The organism is Achromobacter sp. AONIH1, assembly GCF_002902905.1.
GTDB lineage: Bacteria > Pseudomonadota > Gammaproteobacteria > Burkholderiales > Burkholderiaceae_B > Achromobacter.
This window is the reverse complement of sequence record NZ_CP026124.1, coordinates 1,997,315-2,009,580: the sequence shown is the minus strand read 5'-3', so window position 1 is coordinate 2,009,580 and position 12,266 is coordinate 1,997,315. Positions and strand designations below refer to the sequence as shown.

Annotated in this window: 11 protein-coding genes; 8 read left to right on the top strand and 3 right to left on the bottom strand. The window is 68.5% G+C overall.

All coding sequences use genetic code 11. The features are described 5' to 3' along the window. Positions 1 to 70 precede the first annotated feature (70 nt). Positions 71 to 1,465, bottom strand: a complete 1,395-nt coding sequence (fumC, locus tag C2U31_RS09270) for a class II fumarate hydratase (RefSeq protein WP_103272583.1) — start codon at positions 1,463 to 1,465, stop codon at positions 71 to 73. Between the two features lie 170 nt (positions 1,466 to 1,635). Between fumC and tsaE the strand changes: the two genes are divergently transcribed. Both tsaE and C2U31_RS09260 read left to right on the top strand, forming a co-directional pair. Continuing rightward, entirely contained in the window at positions 1,636 to 2,184 is a 549-nt protein-coding gene (gene tsaE, locus C2U31_RS09265; protein ID WP_103272582.1) for a tRNA (adenosine(37)-N6)-threonylcarbamoyltransferase complex ATPase subunit type 1 TsaE, read from the top strand. Beyond that, entirely contained in the window at positions 2,115 to 3,497 is a 1,383-nt protein-coding gene (locus tag C2U31_RS09260; RefSeq protein ID WP_158658328.1) for an N-acetylmuramoyl-L-alanine amidase, read from the top strand. The genes tsaE and C2U31_RS09260 overlap by 70 nt, the downstream gene beginning before the upstream one ends. An 82-nt stretch (positions 3,498 to 3,579) precedes the next feature. Here the strand turns inward: C2U31_RS09260 and C2U31_RS09255 are convergent, their stop codons facing one another. After that, complete coding sequence (locus tag C2U31_RS09255) at positions 3,580 to 4,215, bottom strand: VTT domain-containing protein (protein WP_103272581.1); 636 nt, start codon at positions 4,213 to 4,215, stop codon at positions 3,580 to 3,582. A 77-nt stretch (positions 4,216 to 4,292) separates the two neighbouring features. Here C2U31_RS09255 and mutL point away from each other — a divergent pair, with 77 nt between their 5' ends. Together mutL and miaA are read left to right on the top strand one after the other, a co-directional pair. Next, on the top strand, positions 4,293 to 6,344 hold the full coding sequence (gene mutL / locus C2U31_RS09250; RefSeq protein ID WP_103272580.1) for a DNA mismatch repair endonuclease MutL: 2,052 nt from the start codon (positions 4,293 to 4,295) through the stop codon (positions 6,342 to 6,344). Between the two features lie 2 nt (positions 6,345 to 6,346). Next, complete coding sequence (gene miaA, locus C2U31_RS09245; protein WP_199770977.1) at positions 6,347 to 7,312, top strand: tRNA (adenosine(37)-N6)-dimethylallyltransferase MiaA; 966 nt, start codon at positions 6,347 to 6,349, stop codon at positions 7,310 to 7,312. Positions 7,313 to 7,428: 116 nt separating this feature from the next. Here the strand turns inward: miaA and purM are convergent, their stop codons facing one another. Then, entirely contained in the window at positions 7,429 to 8,478 is a 1,050-nt protein-coding gene (purM, locus tag C2U31_RS09240; protein ID WP_103272579.1) for a phosphoribosylformylglycinamidine cyclo-ligase, read from the bottom strand. Positions 8,479 to 8,921: 443 nt separating this feature from the next. Between purM and hda the strand changes: the two genes are divergently transcribed. The 4 genes from hda to C2U31_RS09220 are packed head-to-tail and all read left to right on the top strand — an operon-like array spanning position 8,922 to position 12,178. Beyond that, entirely contained in the window at positions 8,922 to 9,623 is a 702-nt protein-coding gene (hda, locus tag C2U31_RS09235) for a DnaA regulatory inactivator Hda (protein WP_103272578.1), read from the top strand. Then, entirely contained in the window at positions 9,620 to 10,318 is a 699-nt protein-coding gene (locus tag C2U31_RS09230; protein ID WP_103272577.1) for an HAD family phosphatase, read from the top strand. The genes hda and C2U31_RS09230 overlap by 4 nt, the downstream gene beginning before the upstream one ends. 6 nt (positions 10,319 to 10,324) lie before the next feature. Further along, positions 10,325 to 11,692 carry a polynucleotide adenylyltransferase PcnB gene (gene pcnB, locus C2U31_RS09225; protein WP_103272576.1) on the top strand — a complete coding sequence of 456 codons (1,368 nt, stop codon included), beginning with the start codon at positions 10,325 to 10,327 and terminating at the stop codon, positions 11,690 to 11,692. Positions 11,693 to 11,695: 3 nt separating this feature from the next. After that, on the top strand, positions 11,696 to 12,178 hold the full coding sequence (locus tag C2U31_RS09220; protein ID WP_103272575.1) for a 2-amino-4-hydroxy-6-hydroxymethyldihydropteridine diphosphokinase: 483 nt from the start codon (positions 11,696 to 11,698) through the stop codon (positions 12,176 to 12,178). Positions 12,179 to 12,266 lie beyond the last annotated feature (88 nt).

Here is a 12,266-nt window from a genome sequence, read left to right as displayed (position 1 = left end):
CAAAAAAATGCCGCCCCGACGGGGCGGCATTCGTGCTTTCAGCCTCTGCGCGTCGACCGCGCCTTTGGCCTCAGGGCTTCTTGGCGTTGGTCATGTCGGCCGGCACCACCCACTGGGCGAACTGTTCCTCGTTAAGGAAGCCCAGCGCCAGCGCCGACTCCTTCAGCGACAACCCTTCCTTGTGCGCCTTCTTGGCGATCTGCGCGGCCTTGTCATAGCCGATGTGCGGGTTCAGCGCAGTCACCAGCATCAGCGAGCGGTCGACCAGTTCGGCGATGCGCGCGTGGTTGGGCTCGATGCCCTGGGCGCAGTGCTGGTCGAAGCTGGCCATGCCGTCGGTCAACAGGCGCACCGACTGCAGGAAGTTGTGGATGACCAGGGGCTTGAAGACGTTGAGCTCGAAGTTGCCGCTGGCGCCGCCGATGTTGATGGCGACGTCGTTGCCCAGCACCTGCGCGGCCAGCATGGTCACGGCTTCGCACTGCGTCGGATTGACCTTGCCCGGCATGATGGAGCTGCCCGGCTCGTTCTCGGGAATGCTGATCTCGCCCAGGCCGGAACGCGGACCGCTGGCCAGCCAGCGCACGTCATTGGCGATCTTCATCAGGCCGGCGGCCAGCGACTTCAGCGCGCCGTGCGCGAACAGCAGCGCTTCGTGCGAGGCCAGGGCCTGGAACTTGTTGGGCGCCGACACAAAGGCCGTGCCGGTGGCGTGCGCCAGGTCGGCCGAGACCTTGGCGCTGAACTGCGGATGCGCGTTCAGGCCCGTGCCCACGGCGGTGCCGCCGATAGCCAGCTGGTGCAGGCCCGGCAGCGTGGCGCGGATCTGTTGCTCGGCCAGGTCCAGCTGGGCCACGTAGCCCGAGATTTCCTGACCCAGCGTCAGCGGCGTGGCGTCCTGCAGGTGGGTGCGGCCGATCTTGACGATGTCGTAGAACTCGGCGCTCTTGGCGGCCAGCGTGGCGCGCAAGGCCTTCAACGAAGGCAGCAGATGGTGCTCGACCTGAACGGCGGCGGCCACGTGCATGGCGGTGGGGAAGGTATCGTTGGACGATTGGCCGCGATTGACGTGGTCGTTCGGATGGACCTTGCGCGCTTCGCCGCGCTCGCCGCCCAGCAGCTCGGAGGCGCGGTTGGCCAGCACCTCGTTCATGTTCATATTGCTCTGCGTGCCCGAGCCGGTCTGCCACACGGACAGCGGGAATTCGTCAGGCCACTTGCCGGCGATCACTTCGTCGGCGGCGCGCGAGATGGCATCGGCGATCTTCGGATCCAGCTCGCCCAGGTCGGCGTTCACCTTGGCGGCGGCGCGCTTGAGCTGCGCCATCGCGGTGACCAGCGGCGCGGGCATCTTCTCGGTCGAGATCGCGAAGAAATGCAGCGAGCGCTGGGTCTGGGCGCCCCACAGGTGGTCCTGGGGGACCTCGATGGGGCCGAAGGTATCTTTTTCGATGCGGGTCTTCATGGCGCGTACAGCTCCGTAGCGGCGTCGTTCGCGGGCGGATTCACCCCGACGCATTTGAGAATAGCAATCAATTATGGATAACGTTATAGGTTAGCAGAAACCCGCATTCCTATAATCGCTGACATTCGATATATCCCTGTACCGCTTTTTACCACCTCTGGCCCTGTCCCATGTCCGCGCCCAAGCCTGTCCCCCTGAGCAGCCTGACCCTGCACCTGCCCGACGAATCCGCCACGGAATCGCTGGCGCGGCAGCTTGCGCCGCTGGTGTCCGGCCAGGCCGGCGCTCCGGCGGGCGGCGCCATCCACCTGCAGGGCGACCTGGGTGCGGGCAAGACGGCCTTCACCCGCGCGCTGTTGCGCGAATGCGGCATCAAGGGCCGGATCAAAAGCCCAAGCTACGCGCTGCTTGAATCCTATAAAGTTTCTAACTTATACTTCTATCACCTTGATTTTTATAGATTTAGTGATTCGCGCGAATGGTTGGACGCAGGATTCCGGGATTTACTGCGTGACGATGCGGTCGTTTTGATCGAATGGCCGGAGCGGGCAGAGGGTCTCTTGCCCCCGCCCGACCTGCAGATTTCCCTCGCCTACGCGGGCGAAGGACGCGACGCCAGCCTGACCGCGTACACCGCCCGAGGACAAACATGGTTGAACGCGATTGTCCCCCCGCCGCCAGCGCCCTGCCCAAGGCAGGCGCCGCCCGACGCCGCCTGATCAGCGTCGCCGCCACGCTGCTCGTCCTCCCCGTATTGCCACGCCTGGCCCAGGCCGCCACCATCCTCGCGGTGCGGACCTGGCCGGCCGACGAATACACCCGCGTCACGCTGGAGCTGGACAGCGAGCTCAAGGCGGAACAATTCACGCTGGAAAATCCCCACCGCCTGGTGGTGGACATCGAGGGCCTGACCATCAATGCGGCCCTCAATGATCTGGTGTCCAAGGTCCGGCCCGACGACCCCTATATCCAGAGCCTGCGCGTGGCGCAGAACCGGCCCAACGTGGTGCGGATGGTGTTCGACCTGAAGCAGGCGGTGGCGCCGCAGGTGTTCACGCTCAAGCCCGTTGCCGACTATCAGTACCGCCTGGTGCTGGACCTGTATCCCAAGGTCGCGCAGGATCCGCTGATCGCGGTGATCAACAAGCAGGGCGGTCCCGACGTCGACGATCCGCTGGCCCGCATCCTGGAAGACATCCAGCGCAATCCAGGCAGCAAGAACAACCCGCCGCCCGAGCCGCCGCTGGCGCGCGGCCAGCAGCCCGCCGCGCCGATTCCGACGCCCAAGCCGCCGCCCGCCTCCGCCGGACGCGGCAAGCAGCGCATGCTGACCATCGCGCTGGACCCCGGCCACGGCGGCGAGGATCCGGGCGCGATCGGCAGCAGCGGCCTGCGCGAGAAGGACGTGGTGCTGCGCATCGCGCGCCGGCTCAAGGCGCTGATCGACAGCCAGCCGAACATGCGCGCCTACCTGACGCGCGACGACGACTACTTCGTACCGCTGCACGTGCGCGTGCAGAAGGCGCGCCGCGCGCACGCAGACCTGTTCGTGTCCATCCACGCCGACGCCTGGATCAAGCCGTCCGCCAACGGTTCGTCGGTGTTCGCGCTGTCCCAGCGCGGCGCCACCAGCGCGCAGGCGCGCTGGATGGCCGACAAGGAAAACGCGGCCGACCTGATCGGCGGCGTGAACCTGGGCAGCCACGACCGTCAGGTCGCCAAGGTGCTGCTGGACCTGTCCACCACCGCGCAGATCAACGACTCGCTCAAGGTGGGCAATTCCTTCCTGGACGAGATCAAGAAGATCAACCGGCTGCACAAGAACAGCGTCGAACAGGCCGGCTTCGCCGTGCTCAAGGCGCCGGACATTCCGTCCATCCTGGTCGAGACGGCCTTCATCAGCAATCCGCAGGAAGAAGCGCTGCTGCGCAGCGCCTCGCACCAGGACAAGCTGGCGCAGGCCATGATGACGGGGATCCAGCGTTACTTCACCGCGAATCCTCCGCTGGCAAGGCTGGGCGATGTGAGCTGACCGGAACGTCCCATTCCCGCGTCCTGAAAAGAACAGGGCCATGCGCTGACGGCGCATGGCCCTGTTCTTTTGCGCGGCGCGTCTATTGGCGGCGCGAACGGATCAGCTTGAACAGGCCCGCGCCGACCACCGGCACGATGGCGGCGGCCAGGCCCAGCAGCACGATGGTGTTCAGGTGGTCCTTGATGAACGGAATGTTGCCGAAGAAGTAGCCGGCCGCCACCAGACCGCCCACCCAGGCCAGCGCGCCGGCGACGTTGAACAGCTGGAAGCGCCCGAACGGCATCTCGGCCACGCCGGCCACGAAAGGCGCGAAGGTCCTCACCACGGGGATGAAGCGCGACAGCACGATGGTCTTGCCGCCGTGCTTTTCATAGAAGGCATGCGTGCGCATCAGCGCGCCCCGGTCCAGGAAGCGCAGGTTCATCGAGAACACGCGCGGACCGATATAGCGGCCGATCGTGTAATTCAAGGTATTGCCCGTCACCGCCGCGATCAGCAGCAGCACCGACAGCATGACCGGATCGATCTTGCCCGTCGCGCCCAGCGCCCCGGCGATGAAGAGCAGCGAATCGCCAGGCAGAAAGGGCAGCACCACCAGCCCGGTCTCGGCGAACACGATCAGGAACAGCACGGGATACACCCAGGCGCCGTACTGGTCGACCCAGACGCTCAAGGTCTGGTCGATATGCAACACCATATTGAAAAAATCCAGCATCGACGCCATCCTGCCATGCGGTAGTGAAATCCGTCACCGACTATAGCCCAGGCGGTCCTGAGGCTAAAATCGTCACCATGGCCACCCCCGATACCCGTCCCCCGACCGACCGCCGTTCCATCCTCGCGCTGCCCGACCTGCTGATCAGTCAGATCGCGGCCGGCGAGGTCATCGAGCGGCCGGCATCCGTGCTCAAGGAAGTGCTGGAGAACGCGATCGACGCCGGCGCGCGCGCCATCGAAGTGCGGCTGGAAGGCGGCGGCATCCGCCGCATCGCCGTGACCGACGATGGCGGCGGCATTCCGCCCGAGGAACTGCCGCTGGCGCTGGCGCGCCACGCCACCAGCAAGATCCGCTCGCTGACCGAACTGGAATCGGTGGCGTCGATGGGATTTCGCGGCGAGGCGCTGGCCTCCATCGCCTCGGTCGCGCAGGTGTCCATCATCTCGCGCACGCGCGACGGCGAGCACGCCTGGCAGATCGACGGCGGCAGCCTGCAGGTCAGCCCCGCCTCGGGCCCGCCCGGCACCACCGTGGACGTGCGCCAGCTGTTCGACGCGGTGCCGGCGCGCCGCAAGTTCCTGCGCTCGGAAGCCACCGAATTCGGGCATTGCGTGGACGCGATGGAACGCATCGCGCTGGCGCATCCGCACATCGCGTTCCGCCTGTTCCACCACGACCGCGCGCAGCGCCAATGGCTGCCCGCCGATCCGCCGCAGCGCATCCGCGACGTGCTGGGCGCGGAGTTCGCCGAGCACGGCCTGCTGCTGTCGCATGCCGTCGGCACGGTGAGCCTGGCCGGCATGATCACCCGCCCGACCGCGGCCCGCGCGCGCGCCGACCGGCAATACCTGTACGTCAACGGCCGTTTCGTGCGCGACCGCACGGTCAGCCACGCGCTGCGCGCCGCCTACGCCGACGTGCTGCATGGCGACCGCCAGCCGGCCTATGTGCTGTTCCTGGACATCGATCCCGCCGCGGTGGACGTCAACGTCCATCCCGCCAAGCATGAGGTGCGCTTCCGCGACAGCGGCGCCGTGCACCGCTTCGTCTCGCACGCGGTCGGCCAGACGCTGGCGCAGACCGGCGGCGCGTCCGCCGTCACGCCGCAAGCCCATGACGCGGAACCCGGCGCTCTGCCGGCGCAGGACGCTGGCGCAAGCGCCACGGACGCCGCACGGAACGCATCCATCTCCCCGGACGCGGATGCCTCGCGGGCCTCGTGGCATGCGCCGGCCTCGGGCGCGTCCGCCGCCGGCATGCCCGCCGCCGGTACGCCCGCATCCGGGATGCACGCATCGGGTCACGCCTCGCAGCCGTCATCCGCGCGCCCGGGCTACACCAGCAGCGGCAACGCCGCGCCCTACGGCCTGCGTCCCTCGCCCGCGCCGCAACGGCCGCATACGCAGGTGCCGTTCCGCCTGCACGCCGAACCCGCCGGCATTCCGGCGGCCGACTGGCAGTCGCTGTACCGTCCGCTGAACGAAGACGCCGCGCCGCGCACGACGCCGCTGCGCGACTCGGCCGCCCTGCCCGCCGACGAGGAACACCCGCTAGGCATGGCCCTGGCCCAGGTCCACGGCATCTACATCCTGGCGCAGAACAAGCGCGGCATGGTGCTGGTGGACATGCACGCGGCCCATGAGCGCGTGGTCTACGAACAGCTCAAGCAGGCGCTGGACGCGCGCAGCCTGCCGCGCCAGGACCTGCTGGTGCCAGTGGTGTTCCACGCCCAGGAAAAGGACGTGGCCGTCGCCGAGGAATTCGAGGAACAGCTCGCCGAGCTGGGCTTCGAGCTGCGCCCGTCCGGCCCCACCTCGATCGCGGTGCGCTCGGTGCCCGCCATGCTGGCGCGCGGCGACATCGAAACGCTGGCCCGCGCCGTGCTGCGCGACCTGGGCGGCGTGGGCGTGTCGCGCCTGTTGACCGAGCAGCGCAACGAGCTGCTGTCCACCATGGCCTGCCACGGCTCGGTGCGCGCCAACCGCAAGCTCACCATCGAAGAGATGAACGGGCTGCTGCGGCAGATGGAAGCCACCGAACGCGCGGATCAGTGCAACCACGGCCGCCCGACCTGGGTGCAGTGGTCGGTGTCCGACCTGGACAAGCTCTTCCTGCGCGGACAATAGCCTTGCCTTCTTCTTCCGCATCCGGCCTGCCGCCGGTCATCTGTCTGGCCGGCCCGACCGCGGCCGGCAAGAGCGCGTCCACGCTGGCGCTGGCAGAACGCTGGCCGATGGAGATCGTCAACGTCGATTCGGCCACGATCTACCGAGGCATGGACATCGGCACCGCCAAACCCTCGCCCGCCGAGCAGGCGCGCGTGCCTCAGCATCTGCTGGACATCCTGGACCCCGCGCAGTCGTACTCGGCGGCCGAATTCCGCGCCGACGCGCTGCGCCTGATCGACGAGATCCGCGCGCGCGGCCGCGTGCCGCTGCTGGCCGGCGGCACCATGATGTACTACAAGGCGCTGCGCGACGGGCTGGACGACCTGCCGCAGGCCGACCCGGCGCTACGCGCCGAACTGGAAGCGCGCGCCGCCCGCGAAGGCTGGCCCGCGCTGCATGCCGAACTGGCCACGCTGGACCCCATCACCGCCGCGCGGCTGGCGCCCAACGACAGCCAGCGGATCCAGCGCGCGCTGGAAATCTGCCGCCTGTCCGGCCAGCCCATGTCCGCGCTGCTGCTGCGCGCGCAGCGCAAGCCGGACGAGGACGCCAACCAGTACCTGACGATCAGCCTGGAACCCTCGGACCGCGCCGCGCTGCACGCGCGCATCGAACAGCGCTTCGACGCCATGCTGGCGCAAGGCCTGATCGATGAAGTACGCGCCCTGCGCGCGCGCGGCGACCTGCATCCCGGCCTGCCCTCGGTGCGCTGCGTGGGCTACCGCCAGATGTGGGCGCACCTGGACGTCGAGATCGACCTGGCCGGCGCGCGCGAGCAAGGCATCGCCGCCACGCGCCAGCTGGCCAAGCGCCAGATCACCTGGCTGCGGGCGCAGCCTGAGCGTGTCATCGTCGATTGCCTGGCGCGGGACGCGGTGGCGCGCACGATCGACGCGGTGGCCGCCGCGCTGGGCGAACGCGCCTGACACGTCCACGGGGCCTGCTCCCCGTCACAGACGCGTCGCCCTCCGTCTGCCTCCCAAAATGAAAAAGCCCGCCGTAGCGGGCTTTTTCCTGCCGGCCGCTCAACGGCCGGGCGCGCTCAGACCACGAAGGTCTGCGCCATGCCGTCCTGCTGCTCGACGATCTCGCCGATGCGGTTGACGGTCTCGCCCTGCTCGCGCAGGGTCGCGGCGATGGCGTCGGCCTGGGCGGCATCGACCACCAGCACCATGCCGATGCCGCAGTTGAAGACGCGGTGCATTTCGGTGTCTTCCACGCCGCCCTGCTGCTGCAGCCACTGGAACAGCTTGGGCATTTCCCAGCCGTCGCGGTGCAGCTTGGCCGACAGGCCGGGCTGCAGGATGCGCGGCACGTTGTCCAGCAGGCCGCCGCCGGTGATGTGAGCCAGGCCCTTGATGGCGGTGCCGTGCTTGGCCAGCGCGGCCAGCACCTGCTTGACGTAGATGCGGGTAGGCGCCATGACCACGTCGACCAGCGGCTGGCCATGGAAGTCCTGGTCGGGACGGGCGTTGGCACGCTCGAGGATCTTGCGGACCAGCGAATAGCCGTTGGAGTGCGCGCCGCTGGACGCCAGGCCCAGCACCACGTCGCCGGTCTTGATCGACTTGCCGTCGATGATGGCCGACTTTTCCACCGCGCCCACCGCGAAGCCGGCCAGGTCGTATTCGCCGTCCGGGTACATGCCGGGCATTTCGGCGGTCTCACCGCCGATCAGCGCGCATCCCGACAGCTCGCAACCCTTGGCGATGCCGCCCACCACGGACGCCGCCGTATCCACGGACAGCTTGCCGCAGGCGAAGTAGTCCAGGAAGAACAGCGGCTCGGCGCCCTGCACCAGGATGTCGTTGACGCTCATGGCGACCAGGTCGATGCCCACGGTGTCGTGACGGTTCCACTCGAACGCCAGGCGCAGCTTGGTGCCCACGCCGTCGGTGCCCGACACCAGCACCGGCTCCTTGAACTGCTTCGGCACTTCGAACAGGGCGCCAAAGCCGCCGATACCGGCCAGGACCCCGGGACGCATGGTGCGGGCCGCGAGCGGCTTGATACGGTCGACCAGGGCGTCGCCCGCATCGATATCGACGCCAGCGTCGCGGTAGGTCAGGGGAGCGGAGGGTTGATTCGTCATGAGAAATGCCGTGGGATATGTAACAATTGCTGGGAATTGGGGTGGGTTGCCCGGCATTTTACGACGCCGCGGCCCGAAGCTGGCCACAAGCCGGTGCCGACGCCCCCCAAACGCCCGGAATCCGCCGGGAGCCAGGGCCTGAACGGCGGACTGGCGCGACACCGCCCCTCAGGTGGTTTAAAGTGTAGGGTTGGCCGATATCGGTTTTGGCCAGCCGTTTTGGTCAACCGATTGACCCGATTCTTGACCCATTCTGTTTGACCTGATTTTTACTGCGGGAATCCGTTGCCGGATCCTGCCGCCAGCGTGGCCTGGCGGCGCCGGCGACGGGCCTGGCGACACGGCGCGCGGCCTGGCCGCAGCCGGGCAGCCCGCGCGAGTCCCGTGGCGCGGATCCGGATGTCCGGACCGCTCCGCAAGCAAGCCTGATTGAATAGCTTCCCATGAACCGCCAGCTGCTGCTCGACGTTCTTCCTGCGCCAGCGCCTTCGCTGAACAATTTCATCGCCGGCCCCAACGGGGAAGCGCTCGCGGCGGTGCGCACGCTCGCCCCCGGCCGGGCGCTCTACATATGGGGCTCGGCCGGCTGCGGCCGCAGCCATCTGCTGCGCGCGCTCACCGCGCGCCCCGACGCCGTCTACATCCACGCCGCCAACGGCGAGAACATGCTGCGCGTGCTGGCCGGCGCCGACTCCAAGTCGCCGATGCCGAAGTTCGTCGCGGTGGACGATGTGCATCGCATGGACGACAACCGGCAGGCCGGCCTGTTCGCCCTGTACAACCGCTGGCGCGAATCCGCCGCCACCGGCCGCGCCTTCGCACTGGCCGTGGCCGGCGACCGCGCCCCGCTGTCGATGCCGCTGCGCGAGGACCTGCGCACCCGCCTGGGCTGGGACCTGGTGTTCCGCCTGGATCCGCTGTCCGACGCCGACAAGCTGGCCGCCCTGTCCGCCCAGGCGGCCGAGCGCGGCATGCACCTGGCGCCCGAGATCATCAACTGGATGCTGACGCACCATGAGCGCGACATCCGCAAGCTGGCAGCGCTGATCGACGCGCTGGACCGCTATTCCCTGGCCAACGGCCGCCCCATCACCCTGCCCCTGCTGCGCGCCATGCTCGCGGACCCCGACTCGCAACCCAAATGACCTCCCCACGTCTCGCCCTGTTCGACCTGGACCACACCCTGTTGCCGCTGGACAGCGACTATCAATGGGCCGACTACCTGGCGCGCACCGGCCGCGCCGGCGATCCGGACGAGGCCCGGCGCCGCAACGACGAGCTGATGGAGCGCTACAACCGGGGAGAGCTGACCGCCGAACAGGCGGCCGAATTCATGCTGGGCCTGTTGGCCGCGCATCCGCCCTATGAGCTGGCCGCCTGGCACGAGGCCTTCATGGCCGAAGTGATCCGCCCGTCGATCACGTCCGCCGCGCGCGCGCTGGTCGACGAGCACCTGCAGGCCGGCGACCTGTGCGCGGTGGTCACGGCCACCAACGGCTTCGTCACCGCTCCCATCGCCCGCGCCTTCGGCATCCCCCACCTGATCGCCACCGACGCCGAATACCGCCATGGCCGCTACACCGGCCGCATCCACGGCACGCCCAGCTTCAAGGAAGGCAAGGTGGTGCGGGTGGACCAATGGCTGGCCGGCATGGGCACGGCACTTACGGATTTCCCCGAATCGTTTTTCTATAGCGATTCGGTCAATGATGTGCCCTTGCTCGAAAAGGTGAGCCAGCCGGTCGCCGCCAACCCCAGCCCCGCCCTGCGCAAGATCGCCCAGGAACGCGGCTGGCGCGTGATCGATCTGTTCGATCACATGGAAGACTCCAAGTCCTGAACCCTGATGATTACCGAAACCATAAAAAAATTCGTCGGCCGCCTGTTCGCGCCTGCCAATCGCGGACCGCTGCGCATCGCCCGCGACAAGCACGGCATCGACCGCCGCAACGTCTCGCGCCATGCCATCAAGGTCTGCGAGGTGCTGCGCCAGCACGGCTATGACGCGTATATCGTCGGCGGCGCCGTGCGCGACCTGATCGTCGGGCTGGAGCCCAAGGACTTCGACGTGGCCACCAACGCCACGCCCGAGCAGATCCGCCCGCTGTTCCGCCGCGCCCGCATCATCGGCCGCCGCTTCCAGCTGGTGCACGTGGTGTTCGGCCAGGAGATCATCGAGACCTCCACCTTCCGCGCGCCCGCCTCGGAAGACCAGGAAACCGACGAGCACGGCCGCATCCTGCGCGACAACGTGTTCGGCTCGCAGGCCGAGGACGCGGCGCGCCGCGACTTCACCATGAACGCGCTCTACTACGATCCGCACACCGAGGAAGTCATCGACTACCACCACGGCGTGTCCGACCTGAAGAAGCGCCAGATCCGCATGATCGGCGACCCGGCCAAGCGCTACCGCGAAGACCCTGTGCGCATGCTGCGCGCGGTGCGCTTCGCCGCCAAGCTCAACGGCACCATCGACCCGGCCACGCGCCAGCCCATCGGCACCATGGCGGACCTGATCGAGAACGTGCCGGCCTCGCGCCTGTTCGACGAAATGCTCAAGCTGCTGACCTGCGGCCATGCCATGGACTGCCTGCGCCAGCTGCGCGCCGACGGCCTGCACAAGGGTCTGCTGCCGCTGCTGGACGTGGTGCTGGAACAGCCCGGCGGCGAACACTTCGTGGAGCTGGCGCTGGAGCGCACCGACGCCCGCGTGCGCGCCGGCAAGACCATCAGCCCCAGCTTCCTGTTCGCCGCGCTGCTGTGGCAACAGGTCGAGGTGCGCTGGAAGCAGCTGCGCGCCCAGGGCGAACACACCATCCCGGCGCTGTCGCAGGCCGCTGACTCGGTGCTCGACGAGCAGACCGAAAAGCTGGCCATCCAGCGCCGCTTCTCGTCGGACATGCGCGAGATCTGGTTCATGCAGCCGCGCTTCGAGCGCCGCATGGGCAAGACCATCTACCGCATGATCGAACAGCCGCGCTTCCGCGCCGCCTGCGATTTCCTGCAGCTGCGCGCCGCCGCCGGCGAGTTCGACAGCGTGCTGGCGCAATGGTGGATGGACCTGGCCAATGCCGACGACGACCTGCGCGGCGAAATGATCGAGGAAGTGTCGCGCCTGCCGCGCGATCCCGCCGACGCGCCGGCCTCGACCTCGGCCAACCGTCGCCGCCGCCGTCCCCGCCGCTCGCCGCGTAGCGGCTCGGCGTCGGAGTAAGCGATGAGCGCGGATCGCGTGCGCGCCTATATCGCGCTCGGCGCCAACCTGGGCGACAGCGCGGCCACCCTCAAGACGGTGCTGGACGAACTGCGCCAGACGCCTGGCATCGCCGCCGTGACCGCCTCGCGCTTCTACCGCACCGCTCCGGTCGAGGCCACCGGCCCCGACTTCGTCAACGCCGCCGCGGCGCTGGACACCACGCTGGCGCCGCTGGAACTGCTGGACGTGCTGCAGGCCCTGGAACTGCGCCACGGCCGCGAGCGCCCCTACAAGAACGCGCCGCGCACGCTGGACCTGGACATGCTGCTCCACGGCGACCAGTCCCTCGAAGACCCGCGCCTGGTCCTGCCCCATCCCCGCATGCACCTGCGCGCCTTCGTGCTGCGTCCGCTGCTGGACTTGGCCCCCACCCTGCGCGTCGCCGGCCGCCCGGCCGCCGACTGGCTGGCCGACATCCACGACCAGCCCATCTCCCCGCTGTAAAGGCGCCGCGAGACAACCGCCTCCCCATCCCGACATCCAAGCCAGGCACCACGCCCGGCCCCACACCGGCCTCCCGAATCGAGGCCGC

Coding starts and splice junctions, on each gene's coding strand:
- tsaE (WP_103272582.1), top strand. CDS start 1,636: ATGTCCGCGCCCAAGCCTGTCCCCCTGAGCAGCCTGACCCTGCACCTG.
- purM (WP_103272579.1), bottom strand. CDS start 8,478: ATGACGAATCAACCCTCCGCTCCCCTGACCTACCGCGACGCTGGCGTC.
- C2U31_RS09230 (WP_103272577.1), top strand. CDS start 9,620: ATGACCTCCCCACGTCTCGCCCTGTTCGACCTGGACCACACCCTGTTG.
- C2U31_RS09260 (WP_158658328.1), top strand. CDS start 2,115: ATGGTTGAACGCGATTGTCCCCCCGCCGCCAGCGCCCTGCCCAAGGCA.
- hda (WP_103272578.1), top strand. CDS start 8,922: ATGAACCGCCAGCTGCTGCTCGACGTTCTTCCTGCGCCAGCGCCTTCG.
- fumC (WP_103272583.1), bottom strand. CDS start 1,465: ATGAAGACCCGCATCGAAAAAGATACCTTCGGCCCCATCGAGGTCCCC.
- C2U31_RS09255 (WP_103272581.1), bottom strand. CDS start 4,215: ATGCTGGATTTTTTCAATATGGTGTTGCATATCGACCAGACCTTGAGC.
- mutL (WP_103272580.1), top strand. CDS start 4,293: ATGGCCACCCCCGATACCCGTCCCCCGACCGACCGCCGTTCCATCCTC.
- pcnB (WP_103272576.1), top strand. CDS start 10,325: ATGATTACCGAAACCATAAAAAAATTCGTCGGCCGCCTGTTCGCGCCT.
- C2U31_RS09220 (WP_103272575.1), top strand. CDS start 11,696: ATGAGCGCGGATCGCGTGCGCGCCTATATCGCGCTCGGCGCCAACCTG.